General features: G+C 68.5%; 26 protein-coding genes. 7 read left to right on the top strand and 19 right to left on the bottom strand.

Translation table 11 applies throughout. The features are described 5' to 3' along the window. Positions 1-102 precede the first annotated feature (102 nt). The 4 genes from ACPTTF_RS03075 to bamE form a co-directional block, all read right to left on the bottom strand. A complete protein-coding gene (locus ACPTTF_RS03075; RefSeq protein WP_059706681.1) occupies positions 103-564 on the bottom strand; it encodes an ExbD/TolR family protein in 462 nt (153 codons plus the stop codon). 24 nt (positions 565-588) lie between these two features. Then, positions 589-1257: a MotA/TolQ/ExbB proton channel family protein gene (locus ACPTTF_RS03070; RefSeq protein WP_059528793.1), complete on the bottom strand. Its 669-nt coding sequence runs from the start codon at positions 1255-1257 to the stop codon at positions 589-591. An 18-nt stretch (positions 1258-1275) separates the two neighbouring features. After that, entirely contained in the window at positions 1276-2073 is a 798-nt protein-coding gene (dapB, locus tag ACPTTF_RS03065; protein ID WP_166964831.1) for a 4-hydroxy-tetrahydrodipicolinate reductase, read from the bottom strand. A gap of 62 nt (positions 2074-2135) precedes the next feature. Next, positions 2136-2936 (bottom strand): outer membrane protein assembly factor BamE domain-containing protein, encoded by an 801-nt coding sequence (gene bamE / locus ACPTTF_RS03060; RefSeq protein ID WP_423370230.1) that lies wholly within the window; start codon positions 2934-2936, stop codon positions 2136-2138. Positions 2937-3078: 142 nt separating this feature from the next. Between bamE and fur the strand changes: the two genes are divergently transcribed. Continuing rightward, positions 3079-3507 carry a ferric iron uptake transcriptional regulator gene (fur, locus tag ACPTTF_RS03055; RefSeq protein ID WP_034182711.1) on the top strand — a complete coding sequence of 143 codons (429 nt, stop codon included), beginning with the start codon at positions 3079-3081 and terminating at the stop codon, positions 3505-3507. Positions 3508-3739: 232 nt separating this feature from the next. On the opposite strand, the gene ACPTTF_RS03050 is transcribed toward fur, so the two are convergent. The 3 genes from ACPTTF_RS03050 to ACPTTF_RS03040 form a co-directional block, all read right to left on the bottom strand. After that, on the bottom strand, positions 3740-4264 hold the full coding sequence (locus ACPTTF_RS03050; RefSeq protein WP_423370229.1) for an ureidoglycolate lyase: 525 nt from the start codon (positions 4262-4264) through the stop codon (positions 3740-3742). 14 nt (positions 4265-4278) lie between these two features. After that, a complete protein-coding gene (gene alc, locus ACPTTF_RS03045) occupies positions 4279-5286 on the bottom strand; it encodes an allantoicase (protein ID WP_423370228.1) in 1008 nt (335 codons plus the stop codon). A 106-nt stretch (positions 5287-5392) separates the two neighbouring features. Further along, positions 5393-6715, bottom strand: a complete 1323-nt coding sequence (locus ACPTTF_RS03040; RefSeq protein ID WP_166964835.1) for a C4-dicarboxylate transporter DctA — start codon at positions 6713-6715, stop codon at positions 5393-5395. A gap of 212 nt (positions 6716-6927) precedes the next feature. On the opposite strand from ACPTTF_RS03040, the gene ACPTTF_RS03035 reads away from it, so the two are divergent. Then, positions 6928-7650: a FadR/GntR family transcriptional regulator gene (locus ACPTTF_RS03035; RefSeq protein ID WP_423370227.1), complete on the top strand. Its 723-nt coding sequence runs from the start codon at positions 6928-6930 to the stop codon at positions 7648-7650. A gap of 45 nt (positions 7651-7695) precedes the next feature. On the opposite strand, the gene cynR is transcribed toward ACPTTF_RS03035, so the two are convergent. Then, positions 7696-8586, bottom strand: a complete 891-nt coding sequence (gene cynR, locus ACPTTF_RS03030; RefSeq protein ID WP_423370226.1) for a transcriptional regulator CynR — start codon at positions 8584-8586, stop codon at positions 7696-7698. Between the two features lie 313 nt (positions 8587-8899). Here cynR and ACPTTF_RS03025 point away from each other — a divergent pair, with 313 nt between their 5' ends. Beyond that, complete coding sequence (locus ACPTTF_RS03025; protein ID WP_423370225.1) at positions 8900-10099, top strand: MFS transporter; 1200 nt, start codon at positions 8900-8902, stop codon at positions 10097-10099. A 106-nt stretch (positions 10100-10205) separates the two neighbouring features. Here ACPTTF_RS03025 and ACPTTF_RS03020 read toward each other — a convergent pair whose 3' ends face one another. From ACPTTF_RS03020 to ACPTTF_RS03005, 4 genes are all read right to left on the bottom strand, one after another. Beyond that, positions 10206-11264, bottom strand: a complete 1059-nt coding sequence (locus ACPTTF_RS03020; protein ID WP_423370224.1) for an L-idonate 5-dehydrogenase — start codon at positions 11262-11264, stop codon at positions 10206-10208. Between the two features lie 10 nt (positions 11265-11274). Next, the gene (locus tag ACPTTF_RS03015) at positions 11275-12231 is read right to left on the bottom strand and encodes a 2-hydroxyacid dehydrogenase (RefSeq protein WP_423370223.1); all 957 of its coding nucleotides are present in this window, start codon (positions 12229-12231) and stop codon (positions 11275-11277) included. Positions 12232-12300: 69 nt separating this feature from the next. Beyond that, positions 12301-13749: an MFS transporter gene (locus ACPTTF_RS03010; RefSeq protein WP_423370222.1), complete on the bottom strand. Its 1449-nt coding sequence runs from the start codon at positions 13747-13749 to the stop codon at positions 12301-12303. A gap of 142 nt (positions 13750-13891) precedes the next feature. Then, positions 13892-14665, bottom strand: coding sequence for an SDR family NAD(P)-dependent oxidoreductase (locus ACPTTF_RS03005; RefSeq protein ID WP_166964845.1), 774 nt, complete (start codon positions 14663-14665; stop codon positions 13892-13894). A gap of 151 nt (positions 14666-14816) precedes the next feature. Here ACPTTF_RS03005 and ACPTTF_RS03000 point away from each other — a divergent pair, with 151 nt between their 5' ends. Next, a complete protein-coding gene (locus ACPTTF_RS03000; RefSeq protein WP_423370221.1) occupies positions 14817-15707 on the top strand; it encodes a LysR substrate-binding domain-containing protein in 891 nt (296 codons plus the stop codon). Positions 15708-15796: 89 nt separating this feature from the next. Here ACPTTF_RS03000 and gap read toward each other — a convergent pair whose 3' ends face one another. Then, positions 15797-16807 (bottom strand): type I glyceraldehyde-3-phosphate dehydrogenase, encoded by a 1011-nt coding sequence (gene gap / locus ACPTTF_RS02995; RefSeq protein WP_423370220.1) that lies wholly within the window; start codon positions 16805-16807, stop codon positions 15797-15799. An 87-nt stretch (positions 16808-16894) separates the two neighbouring features. Then, entirely contained in the window at positions 16895-18967 is a 2073-nt protein-coding gene (tkt, locus tag ACPTTF_RS02990; protein ID WP_423370219.1) for a transketolase, read from the bottom strand. A 216-nt stretch (positions 18968-19183) separates the two neighbouring features. On the opposite strand from tkt, the gene speE reads away from it, so the two are divergent. From speE to ACPTTF_RS02975, 3 genes are all read left to right on the top strand, one after another. Beyond that, the gene (speE, locus tag ACPTTF_RS02985) at positions 19184-20041 is read left to right on the top strand and encodes a polyamine aminopropyltransferase (RefSeq protein ID WP_423370218.1); all 858 of its coding nucleotides are present in this window, start codon (positions 19184-19186) and stop codon (positions 20039-20041) included. A gap of 160 nt (positions 20042-20201) precedes the next feature. Further along, on the top strand, positions 20202-20618 hold the full coding sequence (locus ACPTTF_RS02980) for a VOC family protein (RefSeq protein WP_423370217.1): 417 nt from the start codon (positions 20202-20204) through the stop codon (positions 20616-20618). Positions 20619-20635: 17 nt separating this feature from the next. After that, entirely contained in the window at positions 20636-21403 is a 768-nt protein-coding gene (locus ACPTTF_RS02975) for a 16S rRNA (uracil(1498)-N(3))-methyltransferase (protein ID WP_423370216.1), read from the top strand. 57 nt (positions 21404-21460) lie between these two features. Here ACPTTF_RS02975 and ACPTTF_RS02970 read toward each other — a convergent pair whose 3' ends face one another. From ACPTTF_RS02970 to ACPTTF_RS02950, 5 genes are all read right to left on the bottom strand, one after another. After that, on the bottom strand, positions 21461-22291 hold the full coding sequence (locus ACPTTF_RS02970; RefSeq protein ID WP_423370215.1) for a hypothetical protein: 831 nt from the start codon (positions 22289-22291) through the stop codon (positions 21461-21463). A 62-nt stretch (positions 22292-22353) separates the two neighbouring features. Next, positions 22354-23109 (bottom strand): hypothetical protein, encoded by a 756-nt coding sequence (locus ACPTTF_RS02965; RefSeq protein ID WP_423370214.1) that lies wholly within the window; start codon positions 23107-23109, stop codon positions 22354-22356. A 35-nt stretch (positions 23110-23144) separates the two neighbouring features. Then, positions 23145-23882: a hypothetical protein gene (locus ACPTTF_RS02960; protein ID WP_423370213.1), complete on the bottom strand. Its 738-nt coding sequence runs from the start codon at positions 23880-23882 to the stop codon at positions 23145-23147. 210 nt (positions 23883-24092) lie between these two features. Further along, a complete protein-coding gene (locus ACPTTF_RS02955) occupies positions 24093-24656 on the bottom strand; it encodes a barstar family protein (protein WP_423370212.1) in 564 nt (187 codons plus the stop codon). A 16-nt stretch (positions 24657-24672) separates the two neighbouring features. After that, positions 24673-25104 carry a ribonuclease domain-containing protein gene (locus ACPTTF_RS02950; protein WP_006476946.1) on the bottom strand — a complete coding sequence of 144 codons (432 nt, stop codon included), beginning with the start codon at positions 25102-25104 and terminating at the stop codon, positions 24673-24675. Positions 25105-25226: the final 122 nt, after the last annotated feature.

Here is a 25226-nt window from a genome sequence, read left to right as displayed (position 1 = left end):
CAACCGGGAAAAACGTTGATTATACCGCCCGCGCCGGCCCATTCGGCCGGTCTTGCGGCGTGCGGCCCGATCCCGTGGCAGGGGCGGGCCCGCCGGATCCGCTCAGCGGTTGGCCGGCACGGCAGGCGCCGCCGCGGAACCGCCCGCCTGCGGCGGCACGTCGGTCACGAAGCCGATCCGCGTGAGTCCGGCGGCCTGCGCGGCGCCCATCACCTGCGCAATCACGTCGTAACGGGTGGCGCGCGATGCGCGCAGCCGCAGCTCGGGCGGCGCGCCGCCCGCGGCGGCGGCCCGGAAGCGCGCGGGCAGCGCGTCGAGCGCCACCGGCGCGTCGTCCCAGTACAGCTTGCCCGCGTCGTCGATCGACAAGGTGACGGATTGCGGCGTGTCGCGCGCGACGCTGGCCGCGACCTTCGGCAGGTCGAGCCGGATCGCGTGCGTCATCAGCGGCGCGGTGATGATGAAGATGACGAGCAGTACCAGCATCACGTCGATCAGCGGCGTCATGTTGATCTCCGCCATCGGCGCGGACGTCTTGTGGTGCTCGAGTCCGCCGAATGCCATGGTCGCTCCTCCGGAATGGGCGCGTCAGGCTTCCTGCGCGCACACGAACACGTGCAGATCGCGCGCGAAGCCGTCGAGCTCCTCGGCGAGCTGCCGCACGAGCCGCCCGAGGATGTTGTAGGCCAGCACCGCGGGAATCGCGACCACGAGCCCGAACGCGGTCATGATCAGCGCCTCGCCAACCGGCCCCGCGACGTTCTCGATCTGCGCCTGCCCGCTCGCGGCGATGCTGCCGAGCGCGTGATAGATGCCCCACACGGTGCCGAGCAGCCCGACAAACGGCGCGGTGCTGCCGATCGACGCGAGCAGCACCTGGCCGAATTCGAGACGCCGCTGCGAACGCAGCATCGCGTGCCGCAACGCACGCAGCACGCGTTCGCTGCGCTCGACGCGCGCGGCCAGTGCGGCCGGGTCGTGGTCGTCGGCCGCATCGCGCGCGGCTTCAGCGAGCGGCACGAACACGCGCTCGCGATCGGCGCCGGCGAGCGCGGCAATGCCCGCGTCGAGCGACGGCGCGCGCCAGAACGCGGCGAGCGCGCGCGGCCCCTGCCGCTTCGCGCGGACCAGCAGCCAGGCTTTCATGAGGAGGAAGCACCAGCTGGCGACGGACATCGCCAGCAGTACATAAGCGACGGCATGCGTGATCGCATCGCCGCTTTCGAGGTAGTGGACAACGCCGGTGGGTATCGCCATCGGAGTTTCCCCGTGGTGTCAGCGCAGGCCGAGCACGTCCTGCATGTCGAACAGGCCGGCGCCGCGCGCCGACAGGAAGCGGACCGCGCGCAGCGCGCCCTGCGCATACGACACGCGGCTCGACGACTTGTGCGTGATCTCGATGCGCTCGCCGATCCCGGCGAACAGCACGGTGTGATCGCCGACGATGTCGCCGCCGCGCACCGCGGCGAAACCGATCGACGACGGATCGCGTTCGCCCGTCACGCCGTGGCGGCCGTACACCGCGCAATCGTCGAGCGAGCGCCCGAGCGCACCGGCGACGGCTTCGCCCATCATCAGCGCGGTGCCCGAAGGCGCGTCGACCTTGTGGCGGTGATGCGCCTCGATGATCTCGATGTCGTAGCCGTGCGAGAAATGCTTCGCCGCGAATTCGAGCAGCTTCAGCGTGACGTTCACGCCGACGCTCATGTTCGCCGCGAACACGATGCCGGTCTTGCCCGCCGCGGCCTGCAGCTCCGCCTTCTGCTCGGCGGTGAAGCCGGTCGTGCCGATCACGAGCTTCACGTCGTGGCGCAGCGCGGCCTCGATATGGGCCATCGTGCCTTCCGGGCGCGTGAAGTCGATCAGGTAGTCGGCCTGCGCGAACACGGCGTCGAGATCGGCGGTCAGCTTGACCCCGGTTTCCTTGCCGAGGAACGCGCCGGCGTCCTGGCCGAGGAACGGCGAATCGGCACGGTCGAGCGCGCCGACGAGCTGCGCGTCGGAATCGTTGAGAACGGCTTCGATCAGCATCCGGCCCATACGGCCCGATGCGCCGGCAATCGCAATCTTCATGGCTTTCTACACGACAGGTCTAAAGGCGGGCGGCGCATGCCGCCCTGTTTCCGCGCCCGAGCTTACTGCGCCGGCGCGGTGAGCGGCTGGTTCTGCAGGTTGTCCGAGCCTTGCGGTCCGACCGGCGGCGACGCCTCGTTCGACGCGTTCGGCGGCGGCGGACGATGGAACTGGAACTGCGGCTGGATCGCCGGCGCGGCGCCCGGCGGCTGGCCGCCCGGTACCGGCGCGCCGCCCGAAGCCTGCGCGGACGGCGTGAAACGGCGTGCGGCCGAACCCTGCCCCGACACCTGGTTGGTCGCGCGGTTCGCCGCGCGGGCAGCCTGCGCGTTCGCATCCTGGTCGACCACCGCGCCGGACTCCGGCACGGCGGACGGGGTGGCGACAGCCTCCGGCGCGCTCGCCGCTTGCGCGGCGGCGGCAGCCTCGGCGGCCTTCTTCGCCGCTGCGGCCGCCTTCGCCTTCTTGCCGCCACGGTCGCCGTCGATGTCGGCCAGCAGGTCGAGTTCCGAAGGCAGGTTGTCCGCCCCCGTCCAGCCCGCCAGGCGATCGCCCGAGAACGTCACGACGAGATCGCGCTGCTGGACGACTGCAGTCGAGCCGCGCTTGAAGTAGAAGAGGTAATCCCAGCGGTCGGCGTGGAACATGTCCGCCAGCAGCGGCGTGCCGAGCAGCGCGCGCACCTGCTCGCGCGACATGCCGATCTGCAGCTGCGCGGCCTTCTCCTGCGACACGAAGTTGCCTTGCACGACGGTAATCCGGTAGGGGGTGATGCTCTGCGCGATGCGCTGCGTCACGCTGTCGTACGACGAACAACCAGCCAGCGCGGCAACGGCGGCGGCAGCGATGATGACACTCCGCATGCGGCTCCTCTGAAAGTGCGAAAGAGATTCTGGAATCATTTCCCTCACCGTGCAGGCCCGCGTTGCAGGCCGCGCGTGTTTCTGGAACGGCGAAAAGCCGGTAACATTGAAGCCCTGCATTGTACTCTAGGGATGCCTAGCCATGACCAATCCGACGGATCTCAAGAATATCGGGCTAAAGGCCACCCTACCGCGCCTCAAGATTCTCGAGATCTTCCAGCAAAGCCCGGTGCGCCACCTGACCGCAGAAGACGTCTACCGGAACCTGCTCAACGAGCAGCTCGACATCGGGCTTGCCACCGTCTACCGCGTGCTGACGCAGTTCGAGCAGGCCGGCCTGCTGTCGCGCAGCAACTTCGAATCCGGCAAGGCCGTGTTCGAACTGAACGAAGGCTCGCACCACGATCACCTCGTGTGCCTCGATTGCGGCCGCGTCGAGGAATTCTTCGACGCCGAGATCGAAGGCCGCCAGCAGGCGATCGCGAAGGAGCGCGGCTTCCGGCTCCAGGAGCACTCGCTCGCGATGTACGGTTCCTGCACGACCGAGAACTGCCCGCACCGCAAGCACTGAAATCAATCCGCGCGCGGCGCATGCAAGACGGCCCGGACGGCGATTCGCCTTCCGGGCCGTATTCTTTTCGAGATACGAAAGAGACACCCGCCGGGGGAAACCGGCGGCGCACCGCCCCCGCACGGGCCGGCCCGCCCAGGCTTTCGAAAACCCTTCGCGTTGCCTGCCCGGGCGGCCCCGGGTGACCCCGGGTGACATCAGGCAGCCGGGGCGACCAGCCTGCCCGCCTTCGTCATGCCGCGCCCACGCAGGCCGGCTCGAACTCGAGCGCCCATGCCCGCTCGAGCGGGATCTCGTCGCAGTTCGGCTGCGGGCCACCGCGATCGACGATCACGAAATCACTGACCGCATCGAGTGCGAGCAGCGGATGGTGCCAGACGCCCTTCGCATAGTTCACGCCCTGCCAGCCTTCCGCGAGGAACGCGCGCATCGCGTCGGGCCGGAAATCACCGGCCGGCGCGACGACGATCGCGTAACGCGACACCGCCGCAAGCGGGATGAACGCCTGACTGCCGTGTGGATGGCGCTCCATCAGCGTGACCGCGACCGGCAGCGCACGCGGCTGCGCGCGGAACACGCTGACGAGCGGGCGGCCGCCGTCCGCGCACACGTCGATCGTCGCGAGATCGTGGAAGCGCTCGGTCGTGCCGCCGTTGATCGGGAAATGCCGCGCGCCCTCGAGCGCGATCACGTCGCCGAACGGCGCGAACGCTTCGCGGGTCAGGCGCTCGACGCGCAGGATGGGGGATCCGCTCATGTTGTCGCCCTCCTTCAAGCCGGCTCGCCCCACAGACGCAGGCGCGACACGCCGCCGTCCGGGAAGATGTTGAAACGCACGTGCGTGACGGGGCCGAGCGCGGCAAGCTGGTCGAACGTGTGGACGTGGTCCATCGACAGCGTCTGCTCGCCGAGCAGTTCGGCCCAGAACATCGCCTGCGTGACGAGCGAATCGTCGGTGCCGCCCGCGACCCGCGCAGCCTGCAGCGAGCAGCGGTCGGGGAAATTGCCCTTGAAGAATGCGGTATCGACCTCGACGCGCCGGATGATGCCCGGCCGCGCAAGCGCGACGATCGCCCAGTCGTTGCCGGGCTCGCGGCGGCGCCGCGTTTCCCAGCCGTCGCCCATGTTCACGCCGCGCCCCGGCATCAGCATCTGCGATGCCGGGCCGAAATGCTGGTTGTTCGCGGCCACCAGGTAGCCGCCGTTCTCGATCGCCGCGAGATCGACGAGCTCGCCGGCCGGCACCTGGCGCCAGTCGCGCTGCGGCTGGCCGTACACACGCAGCCGCGCGAGGCCGCCGTCCGGGTACAGGTTCACGCGCAGGTGCGTATAGGGTTGCGCATCGTCGACGCTCACGTAGTGATGCGAATTGCCCTGCAGCGTCGCCGCCGGGACGATCGGGCGCCATTCGGCGTTGTCGGGCGGCGTGTCGCCCTCGGCGACGCACGCGTCGATCGACGCGGCCGGCGGGAAGTTGCCGGTGAAATGGCTCGTGTCGAGGTCGACGCCGTGGATCACGCCCGGCCGCGCGAGCCGCACCACGCAGAAGTCGTGGCCGGTCGTGCGCTTGCGGCGCGTTTCCCAGCCGTCCATCCACTTGCCGTGGTCGTCGTACTTGCCGGGGATGAACACGGCCGGCTCGGGATTCAGCATGCGCTCCTTCGGCGCGAAGAACTCGTCGCTGGCGAAGAGCGCTTGCGCCCCGAGGCGCGGGTCGGCGAGGTTCATGTAACGCCGGGTAAACGCCGGCGCGTTCGGATCGAGGATGGGGGCTGCCATGTCGTCTCCTGAGGTTCGATGAAGTGCCGGCGCATCGAGGCGCCGGCCACATGATTCCAAGTGCGCGGGGCTTCCTGGGGCAAAGCCGCCGCGCGCGGGGTTGTGCTCAGAGCGCGTGAGCCTGGTCGCCGGCGACCGGCGCCGTGCGGTCTTCCTCTTCGGCCGGCACGTAGCGAAGCTCGCGGTTCAGCACGCGCTTCGCGCGGGCCCGGTCGATGTCGTTCTCCCATACCGCGACGACCACCGTCGCAACGCAGTTGCCGATCAGGTTGGTCAGCGCGCGGGCGATCCCGACGAACCAGTCGACCGGCAGGATCAGCACGAGGCCGAGCACCGGAATCGCGGGGATCGCCGACAGCGTCGCCGCGAGGATCACGATCGCCGAGCCCGGGATCCCGTGCGCGCCCTTCGACGTGACGAGCGATACGAGCAGCACGACGATCAGGTCATGCGTCGACAGCGGCGTGTTGGTGGCCTGCGCGATGAACAGCACCGCGAGCGTCAGGTAGATCGAGAAGCCGTCGAGGTTGAACGAATAACCGGTCGGGATCACGAGGCCGACCGTCGAGTCCTTGATGCCCATGTATTCGAGCTTGCTCATCACCTGCGGCAGCACCGCGTCCGACGAAGCCGTGCCGAGCACGATCGACAGCTCCTCGCGCAGGTAGCGGATCAGCTTGAATACCGAGAAGCCCGCGAGCCGCATCACCGTGCCGAGCACGACCGTGACGAACACGAAGCAGCTCAGGTAGAACACCGCGACCAGATAGCCGAGCTGCTTGAGCGACGCGACGCCGTACTTGCCGGTCGTGAACGCGATCGCGCCGAGCACGCCGAGCGGTGCGAGCTTGATGATGAAACCGATGATCCGGAAGAACACGTGCGACAGTTCCTCGATCAGCGAGTTGACGCGCTGCGCCTTGTCGCCGAGCAGCGACAGCGCGGAACCGAACAGCACCGCGAACACGAGGATCTGCAGGATGTCGCCCTTCGCGAACGCGTCGATCGCGGTCTCCGGGATGATCTTCATCAGGTAGCCGGCCGTGTCCTTCAGGCTTTCGGCGTTCTTCGCGTACGACGCGAGCGACGACGCATCGAGCGAGCGCAGGTCGATGTTCATCCCGACGCCCGGGCGCGTGAGCCACGCGAGCACGAGGCCGATGCCGAGCGCGAGTGTGGTCATGATCTCGAAGTAGACGACGGCCTTCAGGCCGACCCGGCCGACCTTCTTCAGGTCGCCCGCGTTCGCCATCCCGCTGACCACGACGCAGAACACGATCGGCCCGATCACCATCTTGATGAGCTTCAGGAAGCCGTCTCCGAGCGGTCGCAACGACTCGGCGAAATGCGGGAAGAACGCGCCTAGCGCGATCCCCAGGATCAATGCGACGACTACCCGGCCAAACAGCGAATTGAGGAATTTCGACACGGCGCTCTCCCGATCCAACGGTTGCAGTTTCGTCTGTTCATACTGGTAAGACCAGTGATGTTATGGTGGATAGTAGGAAGCCGATATAGTGGCGTCAAGGACGGACGAAATAGGGATTTCCCGCCCCTGCCCGCCCGGTTTCGATGCACCGGACAGGGGCAGATCGTGGCTTTCCCGTAGGCCGGCCATGCACCGCCTGCGTGCGGATTACAATGCCGGTCAGACCGGCCAAAGTTCACATCATGAAAAACGTTCCGCATACCGTGACCGACGCCGCCATCGCGACGATCCGCGAACGGATCGAGGCAGGCGTGTATCCGGTCGGCAGCCTGCTGCCGGCCCAGCGCCAGCTCTCCGAGGAGCTGGAGATCAGCCGCGCGTCGCTGCGCGAGGCGCTGTCGACGCTCGAGGCGCTCGGGATGCTGCGCATCCGCGCCGGCAAGGGCGTGTACGTCGAAAGCGCGCAGGCCACGGCTGCGCACGCGTGGCGGTTCGCCGAGCAGTCGTCACCGCCCGACACGTACCAGATGCGCTATGCGCTCGAAGGGTTCGCCGCGCGGATGGCCGCGCACGTCGTCACCGACGACGACATCGCGTGGTTCGAGGACAACCTCGCCCACCTGCACGTCGCGCTCACCGAAAGCGCGCTCGACGAGGCATCGCAGCTCGACTTCGACTTCCACATGCGGATCATCCATCTCGCCGGCAACGCGGCGATCGAATCGATCCTGCGCAGCAGCGCCGACATCATGAAGGAAAGCCAGCGCATGCCGTTCTACCGGCGCGAGCTGCTGCTGTCGACGTGGCATGAGCACCGCGCGATCGTCGACGCGCTGATCGCGCGCGATGCAGCTGCCGCCGGCACCGCGATCGAAACGCACATCGCGAACGCCGCGCAGCGCGCGGGCATCTTCTTCCCGACACCGCGCACCTGACGGCCCGGGCGGCCACCCGCCGCGCGCGCCGCCCGGTCGTACCGGTCAACCTCCCGACGGATCGCGATACGCGAGCGCGCGCTCGATGAACGCACGCGCCGCGACGCTGCGGTACGCGCCCTTGCGTGTCAGCAGCGCCGCCGTGCGCGCGGGCAGCGGCGGATCGATCTCCAGCGCGCACAGGTCGGCACTCTCGCGCGCGACCGCGTCGGGCAGCACCGTCGCGAGCCGGCCGCACCGCACGAGCTCCAGCACCGCGCTGACCGTATTCGTCTCGATCGCGATCTTCGGCTGCGCGTCGTGCTCGATGAAATACCGGTCGATGCTCTCGCGCGTCGCGAACGCGCGGCTCAGCAGCACCAGCGGCTCGCCGCCGAGCTCGGCCGGCGTCAGCGCGCGTCGGCGCCGCGCGAGACGGTGCGTGCGGCCCGTCACGAGCGCGAGCGGCTCGTCCCACAGCGGCAGTGCGTCGATGTCCGGCGCGCGCGGCGGCATGAACGCGAAGCCCGCGTCGAGCCGGTCGTCGGCGAGCAGCGCCTCGATGCGCTCCTGCGGCATCGCGTCGATCGTCAGCGCGACGTTCGGATGGTCGGCATGGAACGCGTCGATCAGCGAGCCGCTCAGGTAGGCCGCGAAGGTCGGCATCATCGCGAGCCGCAACGACCCGCTACCGAGACCGGCGACGTCGTGCAGCGCGCGCTGCCCCGTATCGAGCTCGTGCAGCGCGGCGCGCGCATGGCGCGCATAGACCTCGCCGAACTCGGTGAGCTGCACCGTGCGGCCCGAGCGGTCGAACAACTGCACGCCGAGCGTGTCCTCGAGCTGGCGGATCTGCTGCGACAGCGTCGGCTGCGATACGTGCAGCGCATCGGCCGCACGCGTGAAACTGCGCTGCTCGGCGACGGCCAGGAAATAGCGGATGTGGCGGAGTAGCATGGCGGCCAACGTATTGGTTTTACCAATGAGGACCATAACGATCCAGTCTTGGACGCTATGATTCAATTCCCGCATCATACGCACATCCGTTCCCGTGCATCGCACCTGTTCTCCGCACCGGAACGGCCCGCCCGGGCCCGCCCTGCCTGCGCCCGCCGCACGACGATCCGCCGCCCGCCCGATCCGGGCCCGGCTGCGATCCGCCCGGCGCGCATCGGTTCACCGCCGATCCGTTGACGCCGGCCCCGATTTCCGTCACCCCGCGCAGCCGACAGCCCCGTGCCGCCGGCCGGCGCCGCTGTTTTTCGCGACCATGGAACCGCATCACGACACCCATCCTCCCCTGACCCGCGGCATGACGCTGCTGTTCGCCTGCGCGTGCGGCATCGTCATCGGCAACATCTATTACGCGCAGCCGCTGCTCGCCGCGATCGCGCGCAGCTTCGGCCGCGCGCCGACCGAACTCGGCTATCTCGTCACGCTGACGCAGCTCGGTTATGCGGCGAGCCTGCTGCTGATCGTCCCGCTCGGCGACGCGGTCAACCGCCACACGCTGATCGTGCGGCTGCTGATGCTCAACGTCGTCGCGCTGGTCGCGGTCACGTTCAGCACGAACTTCACGATGTTCGTCATCGCGAACATCGCGGTCGGCTTCGTTACCTGTTCGACGCAGCTGCTGGTGCCGTTCGCGGCGTCGCTCGCCGACGCGCGCTCGCGCGGCCGCGCGGTCGGCACCGTGATGAGCGGGCTGCTGCTCGGCATCCTGCTCGCGCGCGTCGCGGCCGGTGCGATCGCCGACGGGTTCGGCTGGCGTGCGGTGTACGGCATCGCCGCGGTGATGGTGGCGGCGCTGACCGGCGTGCTCGCCGTGAAGCTGCCGAAGGATCGCCGCGACGCGCGCCTCGACTATGCGGCGCTGATGAAGTCGCTCGTCGCGCTGGTGCGCGCGCAACCGCTGATCGCGCTGCGCTCCATCTACGGCGCGCTCGTGTTCGCATGCTTCAGCCTGCTGTGGACGGGCCTCACGTTCCTGCTGAGCCAGCCGCCGTACAGCTATTCCGAGGGGCAGATCGGCCTGTTCGGAATCGTCGGCGCGGTGGGCGCGCTCGCGGCGACGTCGGCCGGCCGGCTGGTCGATCGCGGACACGGCAATGCGGCGACGGGACTGTTCGCGGCGGCCGTACTCGCGTCGTTTGCGCTGATCGCGACCGGCGCACACTCGCTCGCGGCGCTGATCGCGGGCATCCTGCTGCTCGACGTCGGCGTGCAGGGCATGCACATCTCGAACCAGAGCGTGATCTATGCGCTGGCCGGCAACGCGCGCAGCCGCGTGACGACGATCTACCTGACCAGCTACTTCATCGGCGGCGCCCTCGGCTCGTTAGCGGCGAGCGTCGCGTACGGCATCGACGGCTGGCGCGGCGTGTGCATCGCGGGCGCGGCGCTCGCGGGCGTGCTGATCGCGTTGTGGCTCGCGTCGCAGCGCGTCGGCGTGCGGCAGCTCACGCAGTAATGCTGCCAGTCATTTCCTCGTCACCATGAAAAAAGCACGCTCCGCGAACCGCGGGCGTGCCCTTTTCCTGATGGCGTCGAGACCGTCGCGCGTCAGCGCGTGACCGTTACGCCGCCTCGCTGGCGAAATCGATCAGCACCTTCATCGCGCGCTGCCGGTCGCCGGCCAGTTCGAACGCGAGGTTCGCGTCGCGCATCGGAAACACGCGCGTGACGGCCGGCCGCAGGTCGACCCGCCCCGCATTGATGAGCTGCACCGCGAGCGCGAATTCCGCGTGAAAGCGGAACGATCCGCAGATCGACAACTCCTTCGCGACCACGACGTTCTGCGGCAGGCTGACGTCGCCGCCCAGCCCGAGCTGCACGACGACCCCGCGCGGACGCATCACGTCCAGCCCGTCGCGCAGCGCACGTGCATTGCCCGAACACTCGATCATCACGTCGAACGTGCCCTTGTCCGCGCTGTAACGCTCGACCCATCCAGCATCGGCCGCCGCATTGATCGTGCGGTCGGCGCCGAGCGCGCTCGCCACTTCCAGCGGCGCCTCGACGACGTCGGTCGCGACGATCTCCGCGGCGCCGTGCACGCGCGCCGCCGCGACGGCCAGCACGCCGATCGGCCCGCAGCCCGACACGAGCACGCGCTTGCCGATCAGCGGGCCCGCGCGCGACACCGCATGCAGCCCGACCGCGAACGGTTCGGCGAGCGCCGCGAGCGACAGCGGTACGTGATCGGCGACCTTCACACACTGCACCGCGTCGCACACGAGCGCGTTGCGGAACGCGCCCTGCACGTGCGGCATGCGCATCGCGCTGCCGTAGAAGCGCATGTCGAGGCACTGGTTCGGCAGCCCTTCGAGGCAGTAGCGGCACGCACCGCACGGCCGGCTCGGATTGACCGCGACGCGATCGCCGACCTTCACCGACGTCACGTCCGGCGCGACTTCCGCGACCGTGCCAGCGACCTCGTGGCCGAGCACCATCGGCTGCTGCAGCCGGATCGCACCAAAGCCGCCGTGCCGGAAGTAATGAAGATCGGAGCCGCAGATGCCGCCCATCGCGACATCGACGCGCACCTGGCCCGGGCCGATCTCGCCCGCGTCCTGCTCTTCCACCCGCAGGTCGTTCGGCCCGTGGATCACGACACACATGCAACGCATACGCATGACAGCCTCCTCAGACGACCGGCGTGACCAGCGGCGTGCCGGCGAAGTGCGCGGCAAGGTTGTCGCGCACCAGCCAGCCCATCGCCTGGCGCGTCTCGATCGTGCCGCTCGCATGGTGTGGCTGCAGCAGCACGTTCGGCAACGCGAGGAAACGCGGATCGATATGCGGCTCGTTCCAGAACACGTCGAGTGCCGCGCCGGCGATCGCACCGCGCTCGAGCGCGTCGAGCAGCGCCGGTTCGTCGACGGTCGTGCCGCGCGACACGTTCACCAGATAGCCTTGCGGCCCGAGTGCGTCGAGCACGGCGGCGCCGACGAGGTGACGCGTCGCCGGCCCGCCCGCGAGCGTGACGATCAGCAGGTCGCACCAGCCGGCCAGCTCGGCGAGGTCGCCGAAGAAGCGGTGCGGGCTGTCCGCGCGCGGCGCGACGTCGAAATAGCCGAGCTCGACGTCGAAGCCGGACAGCCGGCGCGCGAGCGTCGAGCCGATCCGGCCGAAGCCGACCACGCCGACACGCTTGCCATAGAGCCGGGTGACGAGCGGCATGTCGCCGTCGCGCCAGGCGCCGGAGCGCACGTACGCGTCGCCGGCGCCGATGCGGCGCATCATCGCGAGCGCGAGCCCGACGCCGAGGTCGGCCACGTCGCCGGTCAGCACGTCGGGCGTGTTCGTCACGCGGATGCCGCGCTCGCGCGCGGCGGCGAGATCGATCGCATCGGTACCGACGCCGTAGCACGCGATGATCTCGAGCTTCGGCAGCGCGGCGATCAGTTCGGCGTTCGCGCCGAGATCGCCGCGTGTCGCGATCGCGCGCACGCCGTCGCCGTGTTCGGCGAGGAACGCCGCGCGGTCGGCGGCCTCCCACAGCCGGTGGACGTCATAGCCTGCCGACAGCCATGCGTCGTCCCACGGCTGGTAAGGGCCCATCATCAGCAGTTCGGGCCGCTGGGTCGATTCGTGCGCCATCTGCGCTTGCTCCTGTCGAGATAAGTGGAATACGAAAGCATGCCGGGCCGCATCGGCCGCCCGGCTCGCTCATGCGTGCCGCGCGAGCGCATCGGCGTCCGGCGCCGGTGCGGCCTGTGCGGCGTCGAGCGGATCGTCGAGATCGCGGTTCAGCGTTTCGGGCATCCGCGACGTCGTGAACAGCGTGATCAGCGTCAGCAGCACCAGGTACGCGGCGATCGGCACCCACGCGCGCACGCCGGCCGTGTGGTCGCCGCCGTGCAGCGCGATCACGGTCGCGATGATCGTTGCGCCGACGAGCGGCGCAATCCCGCCCGCGAGCACGGCCGACACTTCGCGCGAGAACGACACACCCATGTAGCGATGGCGCGCGCCGAACAGTTCGGGCAGCAGCGCGGCCTGCGCGCCGAGCATCCCCCAGTTCGCGAAGCCCTGCGCGACCGAGATCGCGATCACGCTCGCGACCACGTTCCCCTGGCTGAAGATCCACCACACCGGGAACGCGAGCGCGAGTTGCAGCCACGCGAACGTGCGGTACACGCGCACGCGTCCGAAACGGTCGCTGAGCCGGCCCGCCAGCGGCACCGTACACGCGCCGACGGTCGCCGCGCACACCAGCGCGAGCGCGCCGATCGGCCCCTTCATCCCGATCACGCCCGCGAGATAGCTGACGGCGAGCGCCTGGTAGATCGACGAGCCGCCGTTCTCGGCCATCCGCAGGCCGATGCCGATCAGCAACGAGCGCTTCGAATGCTGCACGGCGCTCTTCAGCGGATTCGCCAGCACCTGCGCGCGCTTCTCGAGCCGCACGAAGGTCGGCGACTCGTGCAACCGCACGCGCATGTAGATCCCGACCGCGACGATCACCGCGCTGAACAGGAACGGCACGCGCCAGCCCCAGCCGTCAGTCACGCGGTCGAGGTTCGCGAGCAGCAGGAAATAGACGGCGGCCGCGAGCACCGTGCCGAGCTGGATGCCGAGAAACGGCAGCGACGCATAGAAGCCGCGCTTGCCCGGCGGCGCGTATTCGGTCATCAGCACCGCGGCGCCGGCCTGCTCCGCGCCGGCGCCGAGGCCCTGCAGGATGCGCAGCAGGATCAGCAGCGCCGGGGCCCAGTAGCCTGCGGTTTCGAAGGTCGGCAGCACGCCGATCAGCGTGCTCGCGACGCCCATCAGCAGCACCGTCGCCGTCAGCACGAACTTGCGGCCGATCCGGTCGCCGAGCACGCCGAACACGACGCCGCCGAGCGGGCGCACCGCGAAGCCGACGAAGTAGGTGCCGAAGCTCGCGATCATCCGCATCTCGGCGGTCTGCGCGGGAAAGAACAGTGGCCCGAAGACCAGCGCCGAAGCGAGCGTGTACAACGCGAAATCGTAGTATTCGAGCGCGCTGCCGAGCGAGCAGGTCCATGCCGCTCGGTTGAGCTGCTTCGTGTCGACGCCGCGGCGCTCGACGGTCTCGCCCGGCGCACCGGACCCTGCATCGTGCCGCGCGGGCGGCGGGGAAATGCGATCCATCGTTGTCTCCTGTCTCCTGCCTTCCGTTCCGGAACCCGGCTGCGACTCGCGCGACCGGGACATCGGCCCGCTCGTGCGGCGGGCTCTTCTGGGAATTCGGATGCCGGCCGCAGCCGGCGCAACGGCGCGCTCGCGCCGCCGCTCAGACGGCGCTGGTCAGGCCGCCGTCGACGAACAGCGTCTGGCCGTTCACGAAATCGGACGCGGCCGACGCGAGGAAGATCGCCGCGCCGCACAGCTCGTCGACGCGCCCCCAGCGGCCGGCCGGCGTGCGCTTGCACAGCCAGTCCGAGAACGCTGCGTCGTCGACCAGCGCGCGGTTGAGTTCGGTTTCGAAATAGCCGGGCGCGAGGCCGTTCGCCTGGATGCCGTGGCGTGCCCAGTCGGCGCACATCCCTTTCGTCAGCATCCGCACCGCGCCCTTGGTCGCCGCATACGGCGCGATCGTCGGCCGCGCGAGCTCGCTCTGCACCGAGCAGATGTTGATGATCTTCCCGCGGCCGCGCGCGATCATGTGCCGCGCGACGGCCTGCGCGACGTTGAACACGCCGTCGAGGTTTACGCGCATCAGCGCCTGCCAGTCGTCCGGTTCGAATGTGTCGAGCGGCGCGCGGCGCTGGATGCCCGCGTTGTTCACGAGGATGTCGATCGCGCCGACGCGCGCCTCGAAATCGTCGATCGCCGCGCGCACCTGCGCGTGCTCGGCGACGTCGAATACCGCGTAGTCGGCTGTGAAACCTTCCTCGCGCAGGTGCCGCACGAGTGTCGCGGCCTTCTCCTCATTGCGATCGTTGATGACGATCGCCGCCCCGGCCTCGGCCAGCCCGCGGGCGAGCGTCAGCCCGATCCCGCGTCCGGAACCGGTAATCAGTGCGCGGCGGCCGTCGAGGCGGAACCGTTCAAGCGCGTTGGTCATGGATGTCTCCTCGTGCCAGTCGAGCCGGCGGCCCATCGCGGCCGGTCTCGCGTTGACGGTATCTTCGGCCGCCGGCCGGGCCCCACGCCAATGGTCTTTTTTGATCCGGTTATCATGAAACCTGATTACCGCCCACGGGTGCCCGCCGACCATGGAACTCAAGCAATTGCGCGCCTTCGTCACGCTCGCGGAAGAGCTGCATTTCGGGCGCGCCGCCCAGCGCCTGTTCATCGTGCAGCCCGCGCTGAGCATGCAGATCAAGGCGCTCGAGGAAGAACTCGGTGCGCGCCTGTTCGAGCGCGACCGGCACAAGGTCGAACTGAGCGATACGGGGCGCGTGTTCCTGCCCGAGGCACGCGCCACGCTGCAGCAGGCCGCGCGCGCGGAGCAGATGGCGCGGCTGTCGAGCCGCGGCGAGATCGGCACGCTGCGGATTGCGTTCGTGTCGTCGGTGCTGCCCGTGCTGCTGCCGGCCGTGCTGCGCACGATGCGCGAGCGCTATCCGCTGATCACGCTCGAACTGAAGGACATGCCGACGCCCGACCAGATCGCCGCGCTGCGCGACCGGCGAATCGATTTCGGGATGATCCGGCTGCCGGCCGCGTATGCGGGTATCGACACGCGCGTGGTGCTCGAGGAAGGCTTCGTCGTCGCGCTGCCGCTCGACCATCCGCTGGCCGCGCACGACGCAATTTCACCGGCCGCGCTGCGCGGCCAGCCGGCGTTCGTGCTCGCGCGCCGCTACGCGCCGGGCTTTCACGACGACATGCTGCTCGCGCTGAGCCGCGCGGGCACGACGCTCGAGATTGCGCAGGAGTTCGGGGAATTCACGACGATGCTCGCGCTCGTCGCGGCGGGAATGGGGATCGGGCTGATTCCGGCGGAAGCCGCGAGCGCGTTGCCGCCGAACGTGCTCGCGCGGCCGCTCGACCTGGCCGGGCACCGCACCGGCATCGGCCTCGCGTGGACCGATCTCGACAGCCCGCTGAAGCGCGCATTCGTCGCCGCGCTCGAACAGGTGACGGCAGCGTCAATGCAATAACAACAGGCAACAAAAAAGCCCGGCCGAAAAAACCGGCCGGGCTCGTTCGCTGCGCACGCCGCCTTGCGGCGGCCGCGCAACGTGCGGGATTACTTCGCGTTCGCGAATGCGACAGCCGTATCCAGCATGCGGTTCGAGAAACCCCACTCGTTGTCGTACCAGCTCGACACCTTCACGAGGCGGCCCGACACCTTGGTCAGCGTTGCGTCGAACGTCGACGAAGCCGGGTTGTGGTTGAAGTCGATCGACACCAGCGGTGCTTCGTTGTAGCCGAGGATGCCCTTCAGCGCGCCTTCCGATGCTTCCTTCATGATCGCGTTGACTTCCTCGACCGTCGTGTCGCGCTTGGCGATGAACGACAGGTCGACGATCGACACGTTGATCGTCGGGACGCGGATCGCGTAACCGTCGAGCTTGCCGTTCAGTTCCGGCAGCACGAGGCCGACGGCGGAAGCCGCGCCCGTCTTCGTCGGGATCTGGCTGTGCGTGGCCGAACGCGCGCGGCGCAGGTCTTCGTGATAGACGTCCGTCAGCACCTGGTCGTTCGTGTACGCGTGGATCGTCGTCATCAGGCCGGTTTCGAGGCCGATCTTGTCGTTCAGCGGCTTGACGAGCGGCGCGAGGCAGTTCGTCGTGCACGATGCGTTCGAGATGACGGTGTGCTCGGCCTTCAGCACGTCGTGGTTCACGCCGTAGACGATCGTCGCGTCGACGTCCTTGCCGCCCGGTGCCGAGATGATGACCTTCTTCGCGCCACCCTTCAGGTGCGCGCTCGCCTTTTCCTTCGTCGTGAAGAAGCCCGTGCATTCCATCACGACGTCGACGCCCAGCTCGCCCCACGGCAGTTCTGCCGGGTTGCGGTTCGCCAGCACGCGGATCTTGTCGCCGTTCACGACGAGGTAATCGCCGTCGACCGACACTTCGCCCGGGAACTTGCCGTGCGCGGTGTCGTACTGGGTCAGGTGCGCGTTGGTCTTCGCATCGCCCAGGTCGTTGATCGCGACGATCTCGAGATCGTGCTTCTTGCCGTTTTCATAAAACGCGCGCAGCGTGTTGCGGCCGATACGGCCGTAGCCGTTGATTGCGACGCGAATCGTCATGGTCTATCTCCTGATGGCTGAAAAAATTCGTTTCGTGCAGCTTCACGGTGCGACGCGCGCGAGGGGTGGCGCGCGTCGCGAATGCTTTTAGGCCAGCACGGCCTTGGCGGTCTCGACGACGTGCTCGACGGTGAAACCGAAGTACTTGAACAGCACGCCGGCCGGTGCCGATTCGCCGAACGTGTCGATCCCGACGACGCCGCCTTCGAGGCCGACGTACTTGTGCCAGAACGCGGTCACGCCCGCTTCGATCGCGACGCGGCGCACACCATGCGGCAGCACGCGTTCACGGTATTCGGCGTCCTGGCGGTCGAACACGTTGGTCGACGGCATCGACACGACGCGTGCCGCGATGCCTTGCTGCGCGAGCGGCTCGACGGCCTTCATCGCGAGTTCGACTTCCGAGCCCGTCGCGATCAGGATGATCTTGCGCGCGACGATCTCTTCGTCCCAGTCCTTCAGCACGTAACCGCCCTTCTCGATGTTCGCGATCTGCGAGTCGGTACGCGGGTTGAACGCGAGGTTCTGGCGGCTGAAGATCAGGCTCGACGGACGGTCGGCTGCGATCGCGTGGGTCCACGCGACGGCCGTCTCGACCGTATCGGCCGGACGCCACACGTCGTGGTTCGGGATCAGGCGCAGGCTCGACACGTGCTCGATCGACTGGTGCGTCGGACCGTCTTCGCCGAGGCCGATCGAATCGTGCGTGAACACGAAGATCGACGGCACCTTCATCAGCGCGGCCACGCGCAGCGCGTTGCGGCTGTAGTCGGAGAACGTCAGGAACGTGCCGCCGAACGGCTTGTGGCCACCGTGCAGCGCGAGGCCGTTGATCGCGGCGCTCATGCCGAATTCGCGCACGCCGTAGTTGATATGGTTGCCCAGCTGGACGCCCGGGCCTTCCGGATTCGCACGGACGGCCTTCGATGCCTTCCAGTTGGTCAGGTTCGAGCCGGTCAGGTCGGCCGAGCCGCCGAGCAGTTCCGGCAGTGCAGCGGCCAGGCCTTCGATCGCCTGCTGCGATGCCTTGCGGGTCGCCACCGTCTCGCCGCGCTCGTTCGCGCCGGCGATGATCGCCGCCGCCTTCTGCGCCCAGTCGGCCGGCAGCTGGTTAGCCATCCGGCGCTCGAATTCGTCGGCTTCTGCCGGGAACTTCGCGCGATATGCGGCGAACGTCGCGTCCCATTCGGTCTCGGCGCGCTTGCCCGCTTCCTTCGCATCCCATGCCGCGTAGACTTCCTGCGGAATCACGAACGGCGCCCAGGTCCAGCCGAGCGCTTCGCGCGTCTTCGCGATTTCTTCCGCGCCGAGCGCCGCGCCGTGCACGTCGTGGCCGCCGGCCTTGGTCGCCGCGCCCTGGCCGATCACCGTCTTGCAGCAGATCATCGTCGGCTTGTCCGACAGCTTCGCCTTCGCGATGGCCGCGTCGACCGCGTCGACGTCATGGCCGTTCACGTTCGGGATCACGTTCCAGCCGTAGGCTTCGAAACGCTTCGGGGTATCGTCGTGGAACCAGTTCACGACGTCGCCGTCGATCGAGATGCCGTTGTCGTCGTACAGCGCGATCAGCTTGTTCAGCTTCAGCGTGCCGGCGAGCGAGCAGGCTTCGTGCGAGATGCCTTCCATCAGGCAGCCGTCGCCGAGGAACACGTACGTGTGGTGATCGACGATCTTCGCGCCGTCACGGTTGAACTCGTCGGCCATCAGCGCTTCGCCGAGCGCCATGCCGACCGCGTTCGCGAGACCCTGGCCGAGCGGGCCGGTGGTCGTCTCGACGCCCGGCGTGATGCCGTATTCCGGGTGACCCGGCGTCTTCGAGTGCAGCTGGCGGAAGTTCTTCAGCTCTTCGATCGGCAGGTCGTAGCCGGTCAGGTGCAGCAGCGAGTACAGCAGCATCGAGCCATGGCCGTTCGACAGCACGAAGCGGTCGCGGTCTGCCCAGCGCGGGTTCGTCGGGTTGTGCTTCAGGTGGCGCGACCAGAGCGCGACGCCGATTTCGGCCATGCCCATCGGCATGCCGGGGTGGCCGGAGTTCGCTTGCTGGACGGCGTCCATTGCGAGCGCACGGATCGCGTTGGCCATCAGGGTGGTGGAGGCGGGAGACGAAGTCGTCATGTCGAGTCCGAAGAACGAGTCGAGGAAACGGGAGCACGGCGGCATCCGGAAGCTCGAGCGTCAATCGTTCCCGGCGCGCGGTGCGGCGCCTGACGGACGCGAAGCGGACGGAGCCTACGGACGGGGCTGCAAAGCTCGTCATTTTAACAGATGGGCTGACATTTCCCTTGTCGGCGAGTAGTGTTCCGGCACGGTTTTCCGTCAAACCGCCCGCCTCCTATAATTCAGACGTCGGAACTGCCAGCCCTGAGCGGCCCGCCCGTGAGCACAACACTTCTCTTTCACCCTACGCCCGACGCCGCCTACGGCTTCCCGAACGCCCGGCGGCTCGCGCGCGTCGCGTCCCCGCACCAGCAGATCGAAGTCTGGGAGACCCCGCAGCTCGGCCGCCTGTTCACGCTGGACGGCCGGCCGATGACGTCGGTCGGCGACGAGTACGTCTATCACGAGTGCATGACGCACCCGGCCGCGCTCGCGCACCCGTCGCCGAAGAAGGCGCTCGTGCTCGGCGGCGGCGACGGCGGCGCGGCACGCCAGTTGCTCAAGCACGCGTGCATCGAGCGGATCGTGATCGCGGAACTCGACGACGAAGTGGTCGGGATGGCGCGCCGCTATCTCGACGACGTGCATCAGGGCGCGCTCGACGATCCGCGCGTCGAGGTCGTGATCGGCGACGCCGCGCATTTCGTCGAGTCGACCGTCGAGCATTTCGACCTCGTCGTGTTCGACCTCACGCCGCCCGATTCGCCGGCGGCCGGCCTCTATACGCGTGCGTTCTACGCGCGGCTCAAGCGCATTCTCACGCCGTGCGGCGCAATCTCGATGCATCTCGGTTCGCCGGTGTTCCACTCGTCGCGCATCGCCGCGCTACTCGACGACCTGCGCGCGAGCTTCGCAGTCGTCGATCCGTTGTCCGCGCACGTGCCGCTGTACGGCTCGCAGTGGCTGATGGCAATCGCGAGCGACACGCTCGACGCGGCCGCGCTGTTCGCGCACGACATCGACGAACGGCTCGAGGCCCGCCGCGTCCACGGCCTGCGCTACTACGATGCGCGGCTGCATGCGTCCCTCTTTGCCCTGCCGTGCGCGCTGCGCGATACACTGGGCGTTCGCCGCTGAGCGTCAGGGCGGCCGCATCGCTCCGTTTTTCCATCGCGTCTTCGCAGGATTCGTGATGCGCAGCACCGGGGCGATACGCCCCGGACGCCGTACCCCCCCTGAATCAACGCCGAAGCATGGAATCAGCGCAAGCGCCGAAGCGCCAACACAGGAGATTTTCATGACCGATCCACGTCCGGCCAACGTGCCTTGGTTGACGCCCTACCTGGCCGTACGCAACGCGCGCACGACCATCGATTTCTTCAAGGCCGCATTCGGCTTCGAGCTGCGCGACGTGCACGACGAGGACGGCGCGATCATGCACGTCGAGATGGCCTACCGCGGCCAGCTGATCGTGATGTTCGCGCCCGAGGGCGCGTTCGGCTCGACCGCGCTCACGCCGAAGCGGGCGAACGCCACCGCGCCGCAATCGTTCTACCTGTATGTCGACGACGTCGACGCCACCTGGCAGCGCGCGCTCGACGCGGGCGCGAAATCGCTGAGCCCGCCGCAGGATCAGTTCTGGGGCGACCGGTTCGCGCAGATCGAGGATCTCGACGGCTACCGATGGGCGCTCGGGCGCCGCCTCGACGCATGACCCCAACCGCTACACGCATGAACGAAGCCACCACCACCGCGGCCGTGCCGCGCTTTTTCGTCGACGCGGCACTGCGCGCCGACGCCACCCTCGCGTTGCCGGCCGATGTCGCGCGCCACGTGCAGGTGCTGCGCCTGCAGCCCGGCGACGTGCTCGCGCTGTTCGACGGCACCGGCGGCCAGTACCGCGCGCGGCTCGTCGAGATCGACAAGCGCAGCGCGCTCGCGCAGATCGACACGTTCGAACCGGCCGAGGCCGAGCCGCCCTATCGCGTGACGCTCACGCAAGGCATCGCCGGCGGCGACAAGATGGACTGGGTGATCGAGAAGGCCGTCGAGCTCGGCGTTGCGGCGGTCGTGCCGCTGTCGACCGCGCGCGGCGTCGTGAAGCTGTCCGGCGAGCGCGCGGACAAGCGCGTCGCGCACTGGCGCGGCGTCGTGCGCGCGTCGTGCGAGCAATGCGGGCGCAACCGCGTGCCCGACGTCGCACCGGTAGCCGGCTTCAACGCGTGGCTCGATACGCTGCCGGCCGCACCGGCCGACGGCGAGCTGCGGCTGCTGCTGTCGCCGCGCGCGAGCATCCCGTTCGCGTCGCTGCCCGACGCGCCGCCGGCTGCCACCGTCACGCTGCTGATCGGGCCGGAAGGCGGGCTGTCGCCCGACGAGGAAAACGCGGCCCGCGCACGCGGGTTCACCGCGCTGTCGCTCGGGCCCCGCGTGCTGCGCACCGAGACAGCCGGCGCGGCCGTGCTCGCCGCGCTTGCGGCGCGCTGGGGCGGGTGGTGATCGCGATGCGCGGCCGGGCACGCGCCGCGGATTGACGTCGGCGCACGGCGACGCGTATCAGCGCGCCGCGTTCAACGGCTCGATGTCGATGACGGGGGAAGTCTGGAGCGCCGATGCCAGCGCGTCGAGGTTGTCCGCGTCGAGTGCGAGCGCCGGCGCGGAGATCCGCAGCTTCCGGGCCGGCGGCGTCGCCCGGATCGCCTTGATCAGCGGACCGCGATAGCGCAGGTTCATCATCATCTCCACCGCCTGCACGATGCTGATCGGCCGGCCGTCGTGCTGAAACGTGGCCGCGTCCACCGTGTCGTTCCAGCCCTGGATGAAGCCGCCGGCGTCGATCCGCGTGTTCAGGTCGATCCATCGCTGCTTCTTCGCGTCCGCGCTGTCGTCCGACGCCCGTAGCGCGTCGGACGCGCGGCTCACGTCGGCATCGTGCTTCGCGCGCCATGCCATGTAGCCGAGCGCGAACACCATGTTGTCCGGCAGGATGTCGTCTTCCTGAACGTCGTCGAACAGCCGTCGCGGCGCCTGGTTCGCGACGAACGCCGGCGTCAGGATCCACACGCTCCCGTTGCGCAACGCGCCGGTCGTCCTGCCGAGCGCGGGCTCGCCGCTATCGACCGCCACGCGCGTCAACAGACCGGCGTCGACCAGCTCGTCCAGTTGCGCCGCCAGCGCCGGCGACGTGTGAATCGCGCCGGCCACGGCTGCATACTGGCCTGGCGTCGAGCGCGTGCGCAGATCGGCCAGCAGCCGCTCGACGGCCGCTTGCGCGGCCGGCGAACCCGGCAGCGGAGTCGGTTCGGCGGCGCTCGCCCCCGCCACGGCCGCGCCGCACACCGAAACAACCACCGCGGCAACCCGCATCCCTCGTGTGAGGATCCTCATCGTTCACTCCCCGTTCGGATGCGCGGCACGCCGGCCAGGTGCAGCGGCCGCGATCGAGTCGCTTACTTGTCGGCTTCGCCGTCCGCCGAGCCAATCGGACCCAGCAGTGCGTCAACCAGCGGCGACAGCACATCACCCGGAGAACCCGTGAGCCAGCCCTTCTCGTTCGTGCCGTAAAGGTCGACCTGCCCCGTCACGGTGCGGCCCATCGGGGCCTCGTCGTAGACGCGCGCCATACCCGAGAGAAATGCGGCGAGGAAGGCCGTGCGGGCCTTGTCGGTCTTGAGGCTCGGGTTGCCCAGCTTCTCCTTCAGTGCCTTCACGCCGGGCTCCACGTCCACGACACGGCACGAAAAATCGACCGTCGCGATGGATTCGCCCTCCACATACTCGTTCGGCTTCTGCGTCGAACCGGTCGCCTTGCATTCGGAACGGGCCAGCACATGCTGATACGACGTGATCGACGCGCTGACCGGTGCGCGCAACGTCGCACGAGACCTGGCCGGCATCTTCGACAGCAGCGCAGCGATCATGTTGTCGCGCATCGTGTCGCCGAGCTTGGGGATGGCCGCCACGTCGAGCGCGTCCTTGCCCTCGTAGCGCGTGCGCATTGCGTCGTTGAACTGCACCGCCTTGGCGACGTCGCCGTTGACGAAGGTACCGAGATACAGATCGGTGGTCTGCTCGGGCGTCAGCACCGCCGCGTGCGCGGCACCGGCCGCGACGAGCACGGACAGCACGGCCGCACGCGTGGCGCGGAGCAACGGGAAACGCGCGCTGCCGCGCGCAGGAAGGGAAACGTTCATCGGTCGGGTCATGTCGGTGTCGAATCGATCGGGCCGGCGCGGCGGCCTCATTGCTGGCTGGCGGCGATCGCCGCGACAACCGGGCCGGACAGCGCGTCGACGACGAGCTTCATCAGGCTTTCGGGGTTGTCGGTCGTCCAGCCCTTGCTGTCCGAACCGACCATCTCCACCTGCCCCGTGATGCGCCGGCTGACCGGTGCGTCGTTGAACGCGCGCGCCAGGCCCGTGAACATCGTTTTGGCCGCCGCGAAGCGCTGCGGGTCGGTTTTCGCGGCCGCGCGCGCTTTCATGGCCTCGTCGCCCGGCGGCGTGACGTCGGCCACCTTGCACTCGAAACTGACCGTGGCGCGTTCCTGCCCCTTCCCGCCTGCGCCCGGCGTGCGCTTTACACCGGTGGCATTGCATTGCGAGCGCCGCAACGCGCCCGTGTACGCGACCAGCATCGAGTCGAGCGACGGCGCCAGCGCCTCGCGCCCGGATTCCGACATCGACGCCATCACCTGCCCGAGCATCTGTTCACGCATGTCGCCGTACATGTCGGCCGGCAGCATCATGTTCCCGGCATCCTTCGGATCGGCGGTCGCCCGCACCGAGTCGTTGAATTGCTCGACCTTGCCCGCGTCGTTGTTGACGATGGCGCCCAGATAAATGTCGACGGTCTGTTCGGGTGTGAGCGACGCGGCCTGCACGGCCAGCGGGATGCCGAACGACAGGGCGCACGTGGCCAGCGCGTGCACGAGCGGACGGCGCGCACGGGCGGGCGCCGCGAATCGGGTATCGGTCATGGGATTACGGCCCTCTCTCGAATGATTGGTGTTGTGCGCCCGGGGCGGCGGGCTGCGGCCGGGCTGACCGATTGTCGCGGAAAAAGGTGCGCGATGAAAGGCTTATGTCGGGCCGGACGCAGCGCGCGCATCGAGCGCGGACGCAAAAAAGCCCGCTTGAAGCGGGCTTTTGACGGGTGTTCGCCGGATCGGCCGCTGGCCGACGCGCGCTTACGCGAACGAGTAGAACACGCGGAACGCGACCTTGCGCTCGGCCCAGAACTCGGCCGCCTCGCGGAACACGTCGAGCAGCGTCTCGCGCCCTTCCTTGTCGAACTTCTGCGCGATCGGCAGCCCTTCGAGGACGATCACGAAACCGGGCTGCGCACCGGCCTTCGCGACGAGGTCGGTCAGGGAGTCGTACAGCGCATCGTAGTTCTTCCCGAAATGCTTCGGGAACAGAAACGACGTCGCGATCGTTTCCATCACTTCCTGCTTCGACTGCGCGGCGCCGCAATAGGCGTACAGGAAATGCTGGCCGAGCCGGCCGGCTTCGTCGGCAAGATCCTGCACGCGGAACGCGCGGATCGACTGCACGAGATTGGGTCGCACGGTCGTGAAAAGGCTCATAGGCTCCTCGTTCGATGAAAGCCCGGGCTCGGCTTCCTGTTGCACCGGCGCGCCGACAGCCTGCGCCGCCGCGTGAAGCTGGATCACGCGCTGAAACAGATTGCCGTCGCCGGCTGCGAACAGTTCCGCCGCCGCCGTTTCGTGCGCGTAGATGGAGTCGCTCATGCCATTCGTCCCGAAGTCATTCAACAATACGTTTAAAACTGTTGTAGTGGTCGCCCGTGTAATAACAGTTGTCGATCCGGCGCAATGGCCCGCCACAGACGATCCGGCGCGCGCCGCGATTGCGGGCACGCGGCGTCGGTACCGTGTACTCATGGTAGTAGCCGCGCTTCGCTTTTGGCAGGATCCGCTCGCGGTTGCCAAACACGACGCCGTCTTTCTCGTACGGGTAGGGGCCGCCGGCGCCGATCAGGCCCAGCGTGGTCACGGCCTCGCGCGGAAGACTGGCGGTCGGAATCGTATCGAGCCCGCTCGCCGCGACGTCGGCCGGAACGGCCTCCCGTGCGTAAGCGGCGGAAACCAGACTGCCCGTCGGCGTGCCGACGATACCCATCGCGAACATCGCGAAGACGGACGCGAGCGCGCCGTTGCGGAGCCACTTGCGTGCCATGAACCAGGGTTCCCGCTGTTAAATCAAGTAGTTGACGACCAACAAAGGCGTTAGCGTAGCGTTATTGGCCGCGCGAATCAATGTCCGTTTGGGAATCGAAAGCCCGACGATACGCGAATTTG

Source organism: Burkholderia crassaminum (assembly GCF_964265005.1).
Classification (GTDB): domain Bacteria; phylum Pseudomonadota; class Gammaproteobacteria; order Burkholderiales; family Burkholderiaceae; genus Burkholderia.
The sequence above is the reverse complement of the archived record's forward strand: the minus strand, read 5'-3'. Positions and strand labels throughout refer to the sequence as shown.

Coding starts and splice junctions, on each gene's coding strand:
- ACPTTF_RS03015 (WP_423370223.1), bottom strand. CDS start 12,231: ATGGCGCACGAATCGACCCAGCGGCCCGAACTGCTGATGATGGGCCCT.
- bamE (WP_423370230.1), bottom strand. CDS start 2,936: ATGCGGAGTGTCATCATCGCTGCCGCCGCCGTTGCCGCGCTGGCTGGT.
- ACPTTF_RS02965 (WP_423370214.1), bottom strand. CDS start 23,109: ATGACCCGACCGATGAACGTTTCCCTTCCTGCGCGCGGCAGCGCGCGT.
- ACPTTF_RS02975 (WP_423370216.1), top strand. CDS start 20,636: ATGAACGAAGCCACCACCACCGCGGCCGTGCCGCGCTTTTTCGTCGAC.
- ACPTTF_RS02955 (WP_423370212.1), bottom strand. CDS start 24,656: ATGAGCGACTCCATCTACGCGCACGAAACGGCGGCGGCGGAACTGTTC.
- ACPTTF_RS03000 (WP_423370221.1), top strand. CDS start 14,817: ATGGAACTCAAGCAATTGCGCGCCTTCGTCACGCTCGCGGAAGAGCTG.
- ACPTTF_RS02950 (WP_006476946.1), bottom strand. CDS start 25,104: ATGGCACGCAAGTGGCTCCGCAACGGCGCGCTCGCGTCCGTCTTCGCG.
- ACPTTF_RS03025 (WP_423370225.1), top strand. CDS start 8,900: ATGGAACCGCATCACGACACCCATCCTCCCCTGACCCGCGGCATGACG.
- tkt (WP_423370219.1), bottom strand. CDS start 18,967: ATGCCGCCGTGCTCCCGTTTCCTCGACTCGTTCTTCGGACTCGACATG.
- alc (WP_423370228.1), bottom strand. CDS start 5,286: ATGGCAGCCCCCATCCTCGATCCGAACGCGCCGGCGTTTACCCGGCGT.
- dapB (WP_166964831.1), bottom strand. CDS start 2,073: ATGAAGATTGCGATTGCCGGCGCATCGGGCCGTATGGGCCGGATGCTG.
- ACPTTF_RS03020 (WP_423370224.1), bottom strand. CDS start 11,264: ATGCGTATGCGTTGCATGTGTGTCGTGATCCACGGGCCGAACGACCTG.
- ACPTTF_RS02960 (WP_423370213.1), bottom strand. CDS start 23,882: ATGACCGATACCCGATTCGCGGCGCCCGCCCGTGCGCGCCGTCCGCTC.
- gap (WP_423370220.1), bottom strand. CDS start 16,807: ATGACGATTCGCGTCGCAATCAACGGCTACGGCCGTATCGGCCGCAAC.
- ACPTTF_RS02980 (WP_423370217.1), top strand. CDS start 20,202: ATGACCGATCCACGTCCGGCCAACGTGCCTTGGTTGACGCCCTACCTG.
- cynR (WP_423370226.1), bottom strand. CDS start 8,586: ATGCTACTCCGCCACATCCGCTATTTCCTGGCCGTCGCCGAGCAGCGC.
- fur (WP_034182711.1), top strand. CDS start 3,079: ATGACCAATCCGACGGATCTCAAGAATATCGGGCTAAAGGCCACCCTA.
- ACPTTF_RS03075 (WP_059706681.1), bottom strand. CDS start 564: ATGGCATTCGGCGGACTCGAGCACCACAAGACGTCCGCGCCGATGGCG.
- ACPTTF_RS03005 (WP_166964845.1), bottom strand. CDS start 14,665: ATGACCAACGCGCTTGAACGGTTCCGCCTCGACGGCCGCCGCGCACTG.
- ACPTTF_RS03070 (WP_059528793.1), bottom strand. CDS start 1,257: ATGGCGATACCCACCGGCGTTGTCCACTACCTCGAAAGCGGCGATGCG.
- ACPTTF_RS03010 (WP_423370222.1), bottom strand. CDS start 13,749: ATGGATCGCATTTCCCCGCCGCCCGCGCGGCACGATGCAGGGTCCGGT.
- ACPTTF_RS03050 (WP_423370229.1), bottom strand. CDS start 4,264: ATGAGCGGATCCCCCATCCTGCGCGTCGAGCGCCTGACCCGCGAAGCG.
- ACPTTF_RS02970 (WP_423370215.1), bottom strand. CDS start 22,291: ATGAGGATCCTCACACGAGGGATGCGGGTTGCCGCGGTGGTTGTTTCG.
- ACPTTF_RS03035 (WP_423370227.1), top strand. CDS start 6,928: ATGCCGGTCAGACCGGCCAAAGTTCACATCATGAAAAACGTTCCGCAT.